The organism is Paenibacillus sp. FSL R7-0313 (assembly GCF_037969885.1).
Taxonomy (GTDB): domain Bacteria; phylum Bacillota; class Bacilli; order Paenibacillales; family Paenibacillaceae; genus Paenibacillus.
In genome coordinates, this window is sequence record NZ_CP150219.1 from 5,881,788 (window position 1) to 5,896,594 (window position 14,807).

The following is a 14,807-nucleotide window of genomic DNA, read 5'->3' on the forward strand; positions in this document are numbered from 1 at the left end:
GGAACAACGCTCGGAAAACAACCTGTATAACCTTGGGCTTGCTCAGTTGTCTTGCCCTGTTCTCTTTTTGGTCGATAGCCAATGCAGAGGAACAAAAAACGTCTTCGCTATCCCCCGCATCATCAACAGAGTATAGCCCCGAACATCATGGCATTCAGAATGAAAAGCTAGCTCCCGCTGCTGTGCAACGGTTTGCAGAGCAACAAGCTGTTACACTTGGTACAGTGAACGGCGAAGCGCATTGGAAGAACGCCGATCTGGATTTCTACCCTCTGGGTCCAGGTACACATAGCTGGTTCGTACAAGCTGAGTTTGAAGGCAAACCTATCGGATATATGATTATTACAGTCACAGAGCAGGGTCAGATTGTGCTTAGTGAATATGGTCATGGAGAACAGTCACCATACAACAATGAACTTCTTGGACAAGCCTTGGATCGGCAACATGTGAACCTTGAGGCATTACTTGCTGGCGGAGGAGAGCTTCATCTTGGTTATGCTCTTCCCCTGCTGGCTTATTGGAAAGTGGAGCAACCTAATCATCCTGCACTTTATATTGATGCTACGAACGGAGATGTACTGCCGTCAGAGTTCCTAAACCTGCTGGAGGCTGATTCCAAAAAGAACTCTGCCAGCATAACTGATTTATCCACAACGCCATCTTTATCAGTCGATCCACTTCATCTCCGACCCGTCTTCAATCCGGCTGACAATCTGTTGTGGATTACCTCCAAGCCTGTTGCTGCCGACCGGGCACAAGATGTGATACAACACGGGGAGAATCAAGAGATTGTTTTCTCAGCGGATGATCGGAACGTCGTATACGGCGGTCCTCTACCCGTTAGCGGTTATCAGCTGTGGCACACAGATCAGGAAGCAGAGTCCATTCTATATGTAGCGTTAGGCGGAAAATCATCCATTCAACGCTTTGTCCCTATGAGCACATTGCAGCAAGATGGCCATTTTTACATCGTAAATCCTTGATTATCAGCAAAATCTTAAGATTCAGTCAACTCACGTTAAAACTATAACTCTCCACAACAAATAAGACGCCTTCCCATGAAATAAAGGGATTGCGTCTTTTGGTTTTACATTAGGGCGTGTCTTAAAACTCGCTGAGTGAAGTAGGTGAGCGATCGTTACCCTTTGCCCGAAGAACTTCGTTTATGAGACTGGGTGTCCAATTCTTTTTCCTTTTTCCCCACCCACAGAGATACAGCAAACGGAATCATGCCAAACCACTTCATCGCCCATGGTTCTTTCCTTTTGGCGCGACCTTTCCGCTCGTCCTTCGGTGTATCGATATAATGAACAACACGCTGCGTAATGTATTTTACCAATTCATCACTTTTGGCCATAACATCTGCCTCCTTCGCTCCTGCACATTAGCGGAGCTTACGATAGTTCTATTGTGTGCAAGATGTGTTATGGTTAAACATTTTTTTATTGAAAGGAGTATGAAAAACCTCAGAATGCACAGTCTAATGCCAAAGGTATCCATAGAGTCATTAATCTGCATTCGATACCTATTTCATGAAGGAGTGTGTATTCCCATGTATAAGCTGCTGACCGCTTCGGTAGCCTTGCTACTCAGCATCCATTGCCTACCCATGCTGCCCCATGTCGCTTATGGAAAAGCAGCCCCGTCCCAGAACAGTCCATCCATGCTGCCGGTGACCGATGGAGATGCTTATCGCTCAAGTCATCATGCCTTTGCAGCACCCGTTATCCTGCTCGATGTAGGCCATGGCGGTATTGACGGTGGTACATCAGCCCAAGGTGTGCTGGAAAAAGATATCAACCTGGCCATTAGCGAAAAGGTCTATCTCCTGCTTCGCAGCAAAGGTTATGCCGTTATCATCAATCGACTTGGTGATTATGCACTTAGTGATGAGAACCGCTGGCTGAACAGCCGCTCCCGTCATACCAGGGATCTTGCCCAACGTAAAAGCCTTAGCGAAGAAGTAAGTACAGATATTGTGGTCAGCATCCATGCCAACTGGAGTCCCCGATCGGCCGCACACGGCCCGGTGGTATTGCACCAGAAAGAAGGCAGGAGTTATTTGCTGGCCCAATCCATTCAGGACGCTATGAACAAGTTGTACGGAACGGAGCACGGGGTCGTATGGGGCAAGCCCTTTTATTTATTGAATTACGTGAAGCAACCTGCCGTCATCGTCGAAACTGGATTTTTGAGCAATGCGGCAGATCGAGCCAGAATGAGTGACCCCGCTGAGCAAAAACGAATCGCCCAATCTATTGCCAATGGCATTATTTATTATCTGTCGGTAGTGTAGGAGCAGAATGCCATTGCCACACATCTCGAACCAGATCACCGATTCCTACAAATTGAACCTGATTTTGCAGACGGGCGACGGACTCACGAATCACTGCGGATGTGTTCATCCCCGAATGACCGACATGACCAATAACAACACAGATATCCTTGTCGATCGCACGCTGAGCAGCCAAATCCATTTGCTTGCGAATGTGTTGTTTGGAGTTTTGATCATCCAGGAAAATGTCATTACCTACAGGTGGCATATTTTTGGATACGGCCAGTTCACCCACCACGGAGCGAAAGTTCGTACGGCTGTCTACAAAAAAGAGGCCCCTCTCCTTGCATACATCGAGCACAATTGACATGATGCGTTTGTCCGAAGTAATTTTGGAACCCATATGATTGTTCATGCCAATTGCGTGGGGCACATCATCAATCGCTTTCTCCACTCGTGAGCGGACTTCTTCATCTGTTAGATTGGATGTGATTGCACCCGGGCCCAGCCATTCAGCTCGTCCTTTCTTGGGTTCCATGGGCATGTGCACAATCACATCCATCCCCTTTTCATGTGCAGCCATCGCATCTTTCTTCGTTGTTGGCAAAAAAGGCATGACCGCTACCGTTAGTTTAACTGGCATCGCCAAGATCTCTGCCGTACCCTTCATGTCATTACCAACATCATCGATGATAATCGCTAACCGTTTGTGATTCGATGTAGACTCTGAAGCTGCCGCTGTAGGCCCTCCTGCCGATATGCCTGCGCAAAACACAATCAAAAATGCCATGATACCTGCAATGAATCGATAAATCTTTCTCTGTCCCTTCATCATGATTCCCTCCCCGTAACTTCTGTGATCTCATTGTTTGATAATGAAGGGAGGAATATGTAAGCCAAAGCCTTCCTTAATAACAATATCCCCGCCATTGGAGACCTGTATTTCAAGCAAACACCGCCATCATTCCAGTTTTCCTTTTGCAATCAGACAAGAACTGTCATTGAATAGTTAGAAAATAGAGATTAATTAGAAAAAATACTGTAATTTGTCAGGTTTTCAGTTTAGGAATTATTTAGTAGAATCAACAAATGAAAGAGGTTCTATGCTTCATTTCTATCCTATGATTTATGGAAGGAGGTTTTGAAAGGGTTTACATAAAATAAATGCCAGTCAATCCGCTATTCTTGTTTGTTTTCCTGGTCGCGGTTTCTCTATGTAACCATTTACCATTATCGAGGAGGATGAAAGTAGTGAAATTCAAATTCAAAAAGACGATCAATGTTTTATTGGCCTGCTTAACAGCTCTGCCCCTCATGTTAAGTCCTACACAAGTTTCGGCGGCAAGTGATGCCAACATTAATTTGTCCTCAGAAAAACAACTGATCAAGGGCTTTGGGGGCATTAACCTTCCTGCCTGGATTGGTGATCTGACTCCCGCTCAACGTGAAACTGCATTTGGTAATGACCAGAATCAGTTAGGCTTTTCAATTCTCAGGATCTACGTCGATCCAGATTCTAATAACTGGTATCGTGAAGTTGCCACAGCCAAACGGGCTATTGAAAAAGGGGCTATCGTATTTGCATCCCCATGGAATCCTCCAAGCAGCATGGTTGAAACATTCAACCGCAATGGGGACACCAATGCCAAACGTTTGAAATACGACAAATATGCCGCATATGCGCAACATCTGAACGACTTTGTAACCTACATGAAAAATAACGGCGTAGATCTGTATGCCATTTCTGTGCAAAATGAACCGGATTATGCTCATGACTGGACCTGGTGGACTCCACAAGAGATCCTTCGATTCATGAAAGAAAATGCCGGGTCCATTCAAGGTACCAAAGTCATGGCGCCTGAATCGTTCCAGTACTTAAAGAACATATCCGACCCAATCCTGAATGATCCGCAGGCACTTGCCAACATGGACATTCTGGGAGCACATACGTACGGAACCCAAATTTCGAACTTTGCCTACCCTCTCTTTAAGCAAAAAGGAGCCGGTAAAGAACTGTGGATGACTGAGGTGTACGTTCCGAATAGTGACAACAACTCAGCAGACCGCTGGCCTGAAGCACTGGACGTTTCCTATCACATGCACAATGCCATGGTAGAAGGTGATTTCCAGGCCTATGTGTGGTGGTACATCCGCAGACAGTATGGTCCGATGAAAGAGGACGGTACCATAAGCAAACGCGGATATAATATGGCTCATTTCTCCAAATTCGTGCGTCCAGGCTACCTGCGAGTCGACGCAACGAAAAATCCGGATACGAACACCTTTGTCTCAGCCTACAAAGGTGATAACAAAGTCGTCGTCGTGGCGATTAACCGTGGAACTTCAGCCACAAGCCAAAAATTCGTTCTGCAGAATGGTAATGCCTCCACTGTGTCCTCATGGATTACGGACAGCAGTCGGAACCTGGCAAGCGGAACCCCGCTTACCGTATCCAATGGAGCCTTCACGGCACAGCTCCCGCCTCAGAGCGTAACAACATTTGTTGCCAACATTACTGGCGGAAATAGCGGCGGGAATACAGGCAGTGGCACTACGTATGAAGCTGAGACCGGAACATCACTTACGGAAGCTGCCATTGAAACAATCTACCCCGGTTACACTGGCTCCGGGTATGTTAACTTCAATGCGATGACTGGTTCAGCCATTCAATGGAACGGCATTAATAATGCTACAACAGGTACCAAAAACGTAAAGTTTCGTTATGCGCTGGAAAGTGGAACACGGAACCTCGACATTTTTGTTAACGGAACCAAAGTTATCAGCAACGAGCCCTTTCCGGCTACGGGAAGCTGGTCCACTTGGGTTGAAAAAACAATACAGGTCCCCATGAACACGGGGACCAATACATTGAAAGTGGTTACCACCGGATCGGAAGGACCGAATATTGACAGCATTAATGTTACCGCAGCGCAATAAACGTTCCTTAGGGCTGATGGAAGACATTTGCTGTACATGCAGCTAAGCACTAACCTCTTGGATACTCAAGTCTAAAGTTAGTGTTATATCAAAAAATGCAAAAAAGACTCCTTAAGCGTTAGCTTAAGGAGTCTTTTTTTTAGATGCGGTCGAGAGGACTCGAACCTCCACGGGGGGTTAGCCCACACGGACCTGAACCGTGCGCGTCTGCCAATTCCGCCACGACCGCATATTGTATCTCCACCATCAATATCGGCGACAATAAATAATATATCATGCGGAATCTATCATGTCAACACTGAAAATAATAACAATAAAACCCGAACCAGACGTCGATTCGGGCTTTACCTTTAACTACAAATTAAAGCTTGGAAGGCCAGTTGCCATACCATGCATAACCGCCTCTTCTTTCTTTATCAATATCACTTAATTTGTATTTAACTACCCCGTCACGACCAATAAAGATTGGTTTATCTGTTCCGATCTCATAGAAGCGTGCCCAAATCGGTGCAGCTTTGGAATCAGCGATAATTTTACTATCTCCATTAGCTCTTTCATACTTGTAACCCGTAATTTTCACCTTGTTAAACCAAGCCTCCGCTCCTTTAATGGATGCGGTAATTTTAGCGTTAGCAGGTCTGGTTTTCAGAAATTTAACAATCGTTACACTCTCTCCAGCTGTCAGCGATGGCACTTCGTAGATTCTTGCGCTCGCTGGTTTAAGGGAACTGGAATCATGTTGTTGTCCCCATGCTGTCAGCTTACCACCTGAAACGACTTGTGTATTCAGAATCGCCTCCACACCTTTGGCAACTGAATTTTTACTGCGATTAGCAAGTGTGCTGTCGATAAATGAGAAATCACCTTTGCGTGCCGCTACTTCATCCAACATGATCATTACATTAATCATGGCATCATCATTGTAAGTGATATGCTTGTGATATCCAGAGCTTTGGTAAACTTGTGGCCATCCGCCGTTTGAATACTGCATGTTGATCAAAAAGTTAATTCCTTTGATTGCAGCTGTGGAGTATCGCGGATCATTCGTCTTTTTAAATTCCTTCGCCAATCTTCTAATTTCTGAGTATGTAGCCTTGTTGTCTATCGTGGACTTCGCCCACTCTCCACTTGTCTGTTTATAATCTTTTCTCCAACCTCCATCCGGCAGCTGGTTCTTCAAAACATCTGAAATACTCGCTGTAGTACCCGATGCATCCGCAGCAGATACCGTCCCTACAGGGAGAACTGCCATTCCAACTGCTGAGAACACCATCGTACATGCCAGGACAAAAGTAATTATTTTCTTCGCTTTCAAATGTAACACTCTCCTATGTTCGTTTTTATAAATCTGCCACTTCTACTTTACCTATGATAAGCGTCCCCAAACCTCCTTTATTTGTATTTATCGCATAATAAAATCAATTTTAATCCAATATGTGGATTGGATAATCAGATAATATGCAAAAAATCGATTTTTGTCAATATATGCAACTTAATGAATATAATCTCTCTAATTCTACATAACGGGATAGTTCTTTTAACTCATGACAAACCTATTTATTTATCCAAATTCGTCTTAAACGAATCAATAATGACGTTTTTGTCATGAATGATACCCAAACTTAATCCCTTCTTTCATATAAAAACCTTAATTCCGCTAACATTGAGGTATTACGAAGGGTTTTAAATGGGTTTGACAATTACGCATTTATGCAATATAGTTTCAAATAGTTACAAAAACTTAATTATTCATTGCCGAGTTTCATGTTTGAAAACGGGGGAACCAATTTGGGTGAATTATTCTTATACATAGGAAATATAGGGAACCTTCTACCGAACCCTTAGCTAACTCCGTAGGCATCGAAGGGAGAACATTGATTTTGAAAAAACTGATTATCTCCATTTTTGGAGCAGCTGTATTATTTACATCCGGGGCAACAAGCACAGAGGCAAGCAGTATCAACTCCGTAGTGAACAACATGACAGGTATTCCTTACAAATGGGGTGGCACGACTGTAGCCGGCTTTGACTGTTCTGGTTTTATGAGATATCTTTTCAACAAATACAGCATTGAATTGCCACGTACTTCTCAGCAGCAAGCCAAAGCAGGTACTCCGGTAGCCAAAAGTAATGTTCGGACAGGTGATCTGGTGTTCTTTAATACAACAGGCAAAGGCATTTCACATACAGGTGTATATATCGGCGGCGGACAATTCGCTCATGCCTCCAGCAGTAAAGGTGTAAGCATCACAAAGTTATCGAATCCATACTTCAATGACCGCTATGTAACAGCACGTCGGGTAACTGGACAGTTTATGTATGATAAAATGTTGGGTAAAATGTAATTCACATACAAAAAGGCATCGGTTATTAACCGGATGCCTTTTTTGTTTAACCATTTTTTGTCTTCAACTGCTTTCTTAAACAATGTAAAATGTTTTAGGAAATAAAAGGAGATGAGGAGAACAATTGAAAAAGTTAATGTTTGTTTTAAGTTTTGCTATTTTAGTAATAGGTAGTTTAGGATGCAGTAGCGAGAACGAAAAAGATTTTAGAGATGTTTCATGGGGTACCAAGATCGACAAAGTCATTTCAACTGAAGAAAAGAACGGTAACTCAGGTTATGAAGAGGACGTACATAATGAACATGAGAAAAGTATCGAATATTCTAATCTTGTAGTTCTGGGTAAGAAAGCAGATGCTAAATACGTTTTCACTGATTTATTAGACAATGATAGCATTCTGGAAATGATGGAAGAAGGAAAGGAATTATCAGAGGAATTAAATAACCCCAATACAACAGAAACAAGGAAAGAAGAGATATACAAAATAATGGACCAGCGCCTTGAAGAAATGGAAAATGCAGCAGATGAATATCCATTAGATGACTTCTTGCTCCACGAGGCCACATATTATTTTGGCATGTTAAATAGTCAGGATTCTGATGAAATTCTGGAAGAGCTAACGAATAAATATGGTCAGCCTGGAAGCAAGACCTTCGATAATTCCATTATATATCTCTGGGATACTGATCGCTCTAAGATTGAATTTCTTCCTGAACGGTACTCCACAATAAACTATACAGCAAACTACTCCGTTATGGAGAAATTTGCTGATGTGGACAAGTATAATAAAAAAGCAAACAGTAAAGAAAGTAAAAACGATCTTTAAAAAACAGGGTTATACTCCCATATTGAAGGGAAGTATAACCCTGTTACTTTTTCACAATGTTTTTTTATATTAATGTAGCGCCTTCTGCACTCGCATCGCGCCCTGAGACAGAGCATGTCCGCCTCCTACAGCTCCGGCCACGGCTACGGTCTCCATGATCTCCTGATCTGTAGCGCCCTTGGCACGGGCTTCTTCTACATGGTAGAAAGTACATACCTCATTGTTGGCAAACAATCCAATGCCGAGCGCAATGAGCTGTTTTGTCTTGGCATCAATCACGCCAGGTTGGAAACATTCTCCCGTAAACTCATGATATGACTTCACCACACCTGGCAGTACATCGCTTAATGCTCCAATCTGATCCTTGTAGGCATGAACTTTATCATTCATCAATGTCATCGCTTGTAGCACACCCTCTCGGCTATAGTTACAGATCTTCCTCACTGTACCTATCTTCTCTCCCGAGTGAGTCAATTATGCCAACAAATCATGGTAATTCCAAACATTTAACGCTCATGGCTCTGCCATAATTATAAACTGTTACTCACTAAGTGGACTCTGGCGCGGCTCGCTGAACAGCTGATATCGGTAACCGCGATCCAGCTTGACGACACGTCGATTCTGACGACGGATAAGTACCTGCTCGCCATCCCAGGCAACAACAATCCCGGTTACATCGTTAGATTCCAGCTCGTCCCGTACTACTCTTACTTTCTCACCTGACAGACGCAGGGCGTCCAGTTCTGTATCACTGATCATCTTCATGGCTCCTATATTCCAAATTTATTTACAAAAAGAGACCTAAATGAAATGTCATTTAGGTCTCACGTGACTGTATTGGACTGTCATGTCATTCGAAATTATGTCCCGACTGAAAGTTACCGCTGCGCGTGCTCTTTGCTGTCGTTCTTCTCGAACCAAAAATCAAGCACTTTGGCGGACATCACACGTTCTTCAAGGTACTCCACTTGATGCGGTGTAAATTGTTCTTTCCAAGAGAAGGACAACTCTTCGCACAAGCCTACAATCGTCAGTAATTCTGACCAGGCAACATAGCGTTTGTACCAGAAAAATTGAGGATGTTCAATCATATAGGGATAAAGGTCATCGAATTCCGTATGTTTACAATCCAGGGCACGTTCAAAATGAACTTTCGATTCCGCCAGCTTATCATTAAAAAATTGTTCTGTTGCCGGTTGGTTCCCCATGGTGTTGCCTCCTCTCCCTAACATAACCCCATTATAAATGAAATCCGCGGTCATGCAAAGGCATAGTTCAAAAAATAGGCCCTATTCCTTTAAAATGTCACATTTCGTTATCGTCAAATTGTACCGTACCATCGTTCAGGGAACGAATGCGTACCAAGGCTTCCACCGGAATACCCTGTTCACGAATCGTGCGTGCCCCTGCCTGGAAACTTTTCTCGACCACAACGCCGAATCCGACGAGTTCCGCACCGGAACGCTCGATAATTTTGATGACGCCACGAGCGGCATCTCCATTGGCAATGATATCATCAATGAACAAAATACGGTCATTCTCATGGATGAACTCGCGGGATACCATAATGTCAGTTACAATTCCTTTGGTAAAGGACGGTACGCGTTCACAGTAAGCATCAGGATCAGCCAGAAGTGTTTTTTTGCGACGGGCGAATACAAGGGGCACCCCAAGTTCATAGGCTGCGGCAAAAGCAACCGGAATCCCTGAGGATTCTACCGTAATTACCCGAGTCACTCCACTTTCACGAAAACGGGCAGCGAACTCACGTCCCATCTCCATCGTTAATGCAGGATCAATCTGGTGGTTCAACAGACCATCCAGCTTTAATACTTGATCCGAGATAACCACACCTTCTTGTAAAATTCGTTGTTTCAATAATTCCATGATTTGACCTCCCAAGCCTATCCTATGAGGTAAAAGTATCATATATCTATCTATAAGTTCAAGCGAAATTGCCTGGGCGCTGTCCTTGAGACGCAATTCAAGCCAAAGCTCATTATCGATTGTCATGACTTTCGTGGGTCAAGCATACCTTGTACCATGGTACCCGCATGTCCAAACTATACAGGGGCCTGAGAGGGGAAACACATGAAACAGGCATTTCGGGTGCTGCAGATCGCATTTACATACATCGGAACGGTTGTCGGAGCCGGCTTCGCTACAGGGCAGGAAATTTTGCAGTTTTTTACCCAGTATGGCAAATGGGCCACCATCACCATAGGCTTATCTACCATGCTCTTTGTCTGGTTAGGTACCAAAATGATGCTGATCGCTCACGATACCGGGTCCCGCTCTTATGAGGATCTGAACAAACATTTATTCGGCCACAAGGCGGGAAAATGGATCACCTGGGTGACCCTTCTCATTCTCATTGGCGTGAACAGTGTCATGCTTGCCGGAGCAGGTTCCGTTTTTGTCGAACATCTGGGTTTGCATTATCAGACAGGTCTGATCGTCACACTTGTAGGGACATATCTGCTTCTCGGTCGAGGCATTCAGGCCATCCTACAAATGAATAGCATCGTCGTGCCCATGATGCTCCTGTTATCTCTGCTCATGATCACCAGTACCATCCATCATCCAGGCGCTTCCCGATTCATCACACTGACGACAGACTCAAACCCTGTTCAAGTGTGGCTGTCTCCACTGTTGTATACTTCATTCAATCTGGTGTTGGCTCAAGCTGTTCTTGTGCCTGTAGGTAACCAGATTCGTAGTCGGAGTGTGCTGAAATGGGGTGGAGTATTGGGTGGAATTGGTGTTGGTTTCATGCTGATGGCAGCTCATTTTGCCATGTCGGCTCAGATGCCCGGCATCATTCAATTCGAAATCCCGATGGGTAGCATTGCCTTTCAACTTGGATGGGCAGTGCAATCTGTATATGTATCCCTTATTTTCATGGAAATATTCAGTACCTTTGTAGCCGATATCTATGGAATGACCTTGCAACTCAGACAACATATACGCGTCCACCCCCGTTTCATTACATTAACCATTATGCTGTTGTGTTACTCACTCAGTCAGTTTGGATTCAGTTCCCTGCTGTCCATCCTTTACCCCATCTTTGGAAGTATGGCATTAATCTGGGCTGCCAAATTGGTACTGAACCGCTGGGGCACCTTTCGTAAACGCAACAATATATGAAATCTCACGGTCCATGTACTTCATGAATATGAGCATTCGTTTGCCTTATAACCACAAGTCACCGCGGGTACTCTTTCGTTAAACATGACAAAAAGCCGCTGTTTATCACAGCGGCTCGCACTTTTTGCTCTACGTTTTAGGCTTGGCTAGGAAACTGTAGATACATCTTTTTCAACTCATTGACCGATCTGCCGAGCGAGTAATGTGTCTTGGCTTTTTCACACGCTGAACGGGCAAGTTCATAACGATAAGCCGGGTCCAGCATCACCTTTTCAAGTGCTTCAGCCAGTGCAGAAGGATCTTCTGCCGGTACAAGCAACCCATTGCTACCGTTCTCGATCTGTTCCGGTATACCACCTACATCCGTACCCACAAGGGCAAGACAACTCAGCGCCGCTTCAGCGAAGACGGAACCAAATGCTTCTGCCCGTGAAGGAAGTACAAAAACATCAAAGAATGGCATGAATTCCTCAGGGTGCAGCGTGTAACCATAGAAGATGGTCTCATTATAGATCCCCAATCGCTGCGCCAATTCTTCCAGATCAGGACGAATCGGTCCATCTCCAATAATATGTAACACATAATCATGACCTCGGCCCTTCAGTTCCGCACAAGCTTTGAAAAGAATATCCAACCCTTTCGCCGGAACAAGCCGACATACCGTGACCAGTTGTGGTATCGCATTATCATGAGGAATCGGCTTAAACCGCTTCTCATCAAATCCATTGGGAATCACACCGATGACATCAGGTTCCTTTACGTAGGGAGCCAGATAACGACGGAACGAATCCGACACCGTTAAGAGACGCTCTGCCTGGTGTTCCAGCTCACCATATATCGCAAGCAGGAATCGATGCTCGGGTCCATCCGTTTCAATGCGTCCATTAAGGATTAATTCTCGTTCATAACTGGAGTGAATCGTCTGAATGAGGGGTGTATCCGGGAAAACCGTTTTCATCGCAAGTCCTGCAATTGGGTGGTGGGCATGGATCAGATCATAGGGCTTCTGAATACGCAGTTTGGTCCACCATAGATAATCACGATAAGTTTGAATATATTTTTGGACAACAGGACTATCCTGATATTCCGTCCAGTCAAACGTTTCGAACTGAACTTCCTCTCTGCCCTTGTTGCGAATTCGTTTTGGCAACGAGAACAGATCCATTTCCCACCTCGGGGTTGTAAATCTCTCTTGCATATACGGAATCATAGAGGATACACCTCCGGGCTGCTCCGGAGGAAAGAAAAGCGCCTGCAGCAATTTCACTGTTAGTTTCCCCCTTTCCACTTACGTACTGATCTACTATCCATTATGACATAGGGAAGCCGGAACATCTATATTACGTAAGATAGTGCAAACTTTTGGCTATTTAAACCGCTCAATCAAAGCTAAACTGACCAAGCTTTTGTTCACCAACTCGTATATACAACATATTCATGAAACGTGCCTCTCAGAAGCAAAAGCTTTAATTCAGCAGTTAACCGCTCGCGTTTGTTGTCAACATATTCATTGGGTAGTCAGAATTCTCAGCTCAGTAGCTCCACGGGCTTCTCATATGTACTGTAACCATCGGTCTCTCCCAAAAAAGTATACCCATTCCGCGCGTAAAAGGCGTTCAACGTAGCATTGCTCGCTCCGCAATCTAACCGAAAAGTATGTTTGCCTTCAAAATGTATGCCACTGCTGGACCATTGCAAAATGGACCGTCCCAGACCGCTCTGAGCATATTTTCTTCGAATCGCTAGCCGATGCAGATAAATCGCACCATCCTCGGCATGAGCTTTTGAACCCCAAAGATGAATATCCCAAGGGCTTGGCTGAACCAAAAGGATGACCATCCCCGCTACGTCCGCTCCTTTTTTAAATACAAACACATCCCCACGCCGAATCGCCCCTGCCGTATCATGTGAATCTTCACCTTTAAGCAAAGCATTCCATTGGGAAGAACCTTGGCTTTGTAACCATTCGGCTGTCTCCACCAGCAGGGACATCACATCCTCCGTGTCTTCCGGCTTCGCCTGAACCGCTTGAAAACCATCGTTAATATATTCGCTACTAATCTTGAATGAGTGCATCATTGTTCTCCTCCGCTTCCTGATCTCTTTTAAACTAATGGTACTATACCGGGAAATGGATTTTTCGTCAAAATAAGAACAAAAAAAGGTAAAAGGCAGCTGCCTTTTACCCATCTATTCTGGCTTCATCAATAATCTGATTTCGATACAACATCGTAAGGTGCAGGGTATCAAACTCCATTTCCTTGTCCAACTCCTGCATCAACACTTCGACCAGGCTCTTTCGCTGAATACTGGTACCAGGAACCTCGTAATCAATGTATCCCGTCAGATCGGAATGAGAAGTGTCTATTGTTGCTATTCCCACAGGCAATCCACCTCGTTCCTGAAGAAACAGCTCATATACCCGGAACTCCCGATCCTTACGCTTCAACATGACATAACATGTTTCTTCAGCAGCCTCCAGCTCGTCCAGATCCAATTCATCGGTATCCTCAAAATCCTCGGAGAAATCGCGATGTACCCACTCTAGCGTTTCAAGTTCGTTGCCCTGATGCCACATGCGAATCGTAATCGTATCGATGATATCTTCATCCAGCTCTCTGACCAGCAACTCTGCCGCAGCTTCCAATTGATTCTCTTCCGGCTCGTCATACCAATGTATTTCACCTTGTACATCAGCGCCATATTGTTTTAAGGAAGCTTCTGCTAGTTCCTGCCCTTCGACATCATTGAAAATATACGTCGATATGCTGCGTCCTGCGCTTACCATTTCCATCTCCAGAACCTGATCCCGATCTTCATATGTAAACGATTCGGCTTGTGAAACAGGGATTACCTTACTTCCACTGCTACCTATATCGTCATAGCTGCCTTCGTCATGATTCCTCTCTTCAGACGGCCACACTGTCTCTGACTCAGGCATATGCAGAACCGTATGTAATGAGCCACAACTAACCAGCACTTCATAATACGCAGCTTCCAACGCATCTGCAAGAGATCGAACATAGGCATGCACTTTTTCCACGATACGTTGCTCTGTATCATCTGGCAGAGACTCCTGCTCGATCTGAAGACTACCTGATAAACGATCTCCTTCTCTGTACACAAGGAAAAGTGAGCCTGCATATTGACCATTGACCATCACGTCCTGTACTTCTCCACCTGATGTCCGCAGGTCTGCAACCAATTCCACATCATATTTCATCACGCGTCCTCCTCCATTCCTAACGTTATTCTCTTAGGATGCCCCTGAGGACGG

16 protein-coding genes, 1 tRNA gene and 1 riboswitch are annotated in these 14,807 nt (G+C 44.6%); of the genes, 6 read left to right on the forward strand and 11 right to left on the reverse strand.

What is annotated here, in order from left to right:
- Window positions 1-32 precede the first annotated feature (32 nt).
- Window positions 33-983, forward strand: a complete 951-nt coding sequence (locus NSQ38_RS25485) for a hypothetical protein (protein WP_339784716.1) — start codon at window positions 33-35, stop codon at window positions 981-983.
- Window positions 984-1,138: 155 nt separating this feature from the next.
- Here NSQ38_RS25485 and NSQ38_RS25490 read toward each other — a convergent pair whose 3' ends face one another.
- Complete coding sequence (locus tag NSQ38_RS25490) at window positions 1,139-1,357, reverse strand: YqzE family protein (RefSeq protein WP_339784717.1); 219 nt, start codon at window positions 1,355-1,357, stop codon at window positions 1,139-1,141.
- 195 nt (window positions 1,358-1,552) lie between these two features.
- Here NSQ38_RS25490 and NSQ38_RS25495 point away from each other — a divergent pair, with 195 nt between their 5' ends.
- On the forward strand, window positions 1,553-2,296 hold the full coding sequence (locus NSQ38_RS25495; protein WP_339784718.1) for an N-acetylmuramoyl-L-alanine amidase: 744 nt from the start codon (window positions 1,553-1,555) through the stop codon (window positions 2,294-2,296).
- On the opposite strand, the gene NSQ38_RS25500 is transcribed toward NSQ38_RS25495, so the two are convergent.
- On the reverse strand, window positions 2,271-3,110 hold the full coding sequence (locus tag NSQ38_RS25500) for a divergent polysaccharide deacetylase family protein (protein ID WP_339784719.1): 840 nt from the start codon (window positions 3,108-3,110) through the stop codon (window positions 2,271-2,273). The two genes, NSQ38_RS25495 and NSQ38_RS25500, sit on opposite strands and share 26 nt — an antisense overlap.
- Window positions 3,111-3,526: 416 nt before the next feature.
- Between NSQ38_RS25500 and NSQ38_RS25505 the strand changes: the two genes are divergently transcribed.
- Window positions 3,527-5,212 (forward strand): carbohydrate-binding protein, encoded by a 1,686-nt coding sequence (locus NSQ38_RS25505; RefSeq protein ID WP_338593667.1) that lies wholly within the window; start codon window positions 3,527-3,529, stop codon window positions 5,210-5,212.
- 144 nt (window positions 5,213-5,356) lie between these two features.
- On the opposite strand, the gene NSQ38_RS25510 is transcribed toward NSQ38_RS25505, so the two are convergent.
- Window positions 5,357-5,441 (reverse strand) — tRNA-Leu (locus NSQ38_RS25510).
- A gap of 132 nt (window positions 5,442-5,573) precedes the next feature.
- Window positions 5,574-6,536 (reverse strand): pectate lyase, encoded by a 963-nt coding sequence (gene pelA / locus NSQ38_RS25515; protein WP_339784720.1) that lies wholly within the window; start codon window positions 6,534-6,536, stop codon window positions 5,574-5,576.
- 419 nt (window positions 6,537-6,955) lie between these two features.
- A riboswitch (cyclic di-AMP (ydaO/yuaA leader) is annotated at window positions 6,956-7,087 on the forward strand.
- 5 nt (window positions 7,088-7,092) lie between these two features.
- Between pelA and NSQ38_RS25520 the strand changes: the two genes are divergently transcribed.
- Both NSQ38_RS25520 and NSQ38_RS25525 read left to right on the forward strand, forming a co-directional pair.
- Entirely contained in the window at window positions 7,093-7,557 is a 465-nt protein-coding gene (locus NSQ38_RS25520; RefSeq protein ID WP_091032168.1) for a C40 family peptidase, read from the forward strand.
- Window positions 7,558-7,681: 124 nt separating this feature from the next.
- Window positions 7,682-8,383, forward strand: a complete 702-nt coding sequence (locus NSQ38_RS25525) for a hypothetical protein (protein WP_339784722.1) — start codon at window positions 7,682-7,684, stop codon at window positions 8,381-8,383.
- Window positions 8,384-8,452: 69 nt separating this feature from the next.
- Here NSQ38_RS25525 and NSQ38_RS25530 read toward each other — a convergent pair whose 3' ends face one another.
- The 4 genes from NSQ38_RS25530 to NSQ38_RS25545 form a co-directional block, all read right to left on the reverse strand.
- Window positions 8,453-8,782: a carboxymuconolactone decarboxylase family protein gene (locus tag NSQ38_RS25530; protein ID WP_017689352.1), complete on the reverse strand. Its 330-nt coding sequence runs from the start codon at window positions 8,780-8,782 to the stop codon at window positions 8,453-8,455.
- Window positions 8,783-8,923: 141 nt separating this feature from the next.
- Window positions 8,924-9,142 carry a hypothetical protein gene (locus NSQ38_RS25535; RefSeq protein ID WP_307413871.1) on the reverse strand — a complete coding sequence of 73 codons (219 nt, stop codon included), beginning with the start codon at window positions 9,140-9,142 and terminating at the stop codon, window positions 8,924-8,926.
- 119 nt (window positions 9,143-9,261) lie between these two features.
- Window positions 9,262-9,591, reverse strand: coding sequence for a hypothetical protein (locus tag NSQ38_RS25540; RefSeq protein WP_036609615.1), 330 nt, complete (start codon window positions 9,589-9,591; stop codon window positions 9,262-9,264).
- A gap of 97 nt (window positions 9,592-9,688) precedes the next feature.
- Window positions 9,689-10,270, reverse strand: a complete 582-nt coding sequence (locus NSQ38_RS25545; RefSeq protein WP_036609617.1) for a xanthine phosphoribosyltransferase — start codon at window positions 10,268-10,270, stop codon at window positions 9,689-9,691.
- Window positions 10,271-10,474: 204 nt separating this feature from the next.
- On the opposite strand from NSQ38_RS25545, the gene NSQ38_RS25550 reads away from it, so the two are divergent.
- Window positions 10,475-11,530: a hypothetical protein gene (locus NSQ38_RS25550; protein WP_338593654.1), complete on the forward strand. Its 1,056-nt coding sequence runs from the start codon at window positions 10,475-10,477 to the stop codon at window positions 11,528-11,530.
- Between the two features lie 136 nt (window positions 11,531-11,666).
- On the opposite strand, the gene NSQ38_RS25555 is transcribed toward NSQ38_RS25550, so the two are convergent.
- The 3 genes from NSQ38_RS25555 to NSQ38_RS25565 all read right to left on the reverse strand — a co-directional run bounded on the left by NSQ38_RS25555 (window position 11,667) and on the right by NSQ38_RS25565 (window position 14,753).
- Window positions 11,667-12,797 (reverse strand): glycosyltransferase family 4 protein, encoded by a 1,131-nt coding sequence (locus tag NSQ38_RS25555; RefSeq protein WP_339784724.1) that lies wholly within the window; start codon window positions 12,795-12,797, stop codon window positions 11,667-11,669.
- A 260-nt stretch (window positions 12,798-13,057) separates the two neighbouring features.
- Window positions 13,058-13,606, reverse strand: a complete 549-nt coding sequence (locus NSQ38_RS25560) for a GNAT family N-acetyltransferase (RefSeq protein ID WP_339790701.1) — start codon at window positions 13,604-13,606, stop codon at window positions 13,058-13,060.
- Between the two features lie 106 nt (window positions 13,607-13,712).
- On the reverse strand, window positions 13,713-14,753 hold the full coding sequence (locus NSQ38_RS25565; RefSeq protein ID WP_339784726.1) for a hypothetical protein: 1,041 nt from the start codon (window positions 14,751-14,753) through the stop codon (window positions 13,713-13,715).
- Window positions 14,754-14,807: the final 54 nt, after the last annotated feature.

Excerpts from the sequence above, each read along its gene's own strand:
- NSQ38_RS25495 (WP_339784718.1), top strand. The coding sequence starts at position 1,553 with ATGTATAAGCTGCTGACCGCTTCGGTAGCCTTGCTACTCAGCATCCAT.
- NSQ38_RS25540 (WP_036609615.1), bottom strand. The coding sequence starts at position 9,591 with ATGGGGAACCAACCGGCAACAGAACAATTTTTTAATGATAAGCTGGCG.
- NSQ38_RS25490 (WP_339784717.1), bottom strand. The coding sequence starts at position 1,357 with ATGGCCAAAAGTGATGAATTGGTAAAATACATTACGCAGCGTGTTGTT.
- NSQ38_RS25500 (WP_339784719.1), bottom strand. The coding sequence starts at position 3,110 with ATGATGAAGGGACAGAGAAAGATTTATCGATTCATTGCAGGTATCATG.
- NSQ38_RS25545 (WP_036609617.1), bottom strand. The coding sequence starts at position 10,270 with ATGGAATTATTGAAACAACGAATTTTACAAGAAGGTGTGGTTATCTCG.
- NSQ38_RS25550 (WP_338593654.1), top strand. The coding sequence starts at position 10,475 with ATGAAACAGGCATTTCGGGTGCTGCAGATCGCATTTACATACATCGGA.
- NSQ38_RS25530 (WP_017689352.1), bottom strand. The coding sequence starts at position 8,782 with ATGACATTGATGAATGATAAAGTTCATGCCTACAAGGATCAGATTGGA.
- NSQ38_RS25560 (WP_339790701.1), bottom strand. The coding sequence starts at position 13,606 with ATGCACTCATTCAAGATTAGTAGCGAATATATTAACGATGGTTTTCAA.
- NSQ38_RS25565 (WP_339784726.1), bottom strand. The coding sequence starts at position 14,753 with ATGAAATATGATGTGGAATTGGTTGCAGACCTGCGGACATCAGGTGGA.
- NSQ38_RS25535 (WP_307413871.1), bottom strand. The coding sequence starts at position 9,142 with ATGATCAGTGATACAGAACTGGACGCCCTGCGTCTGTCAGGTGAGAAA.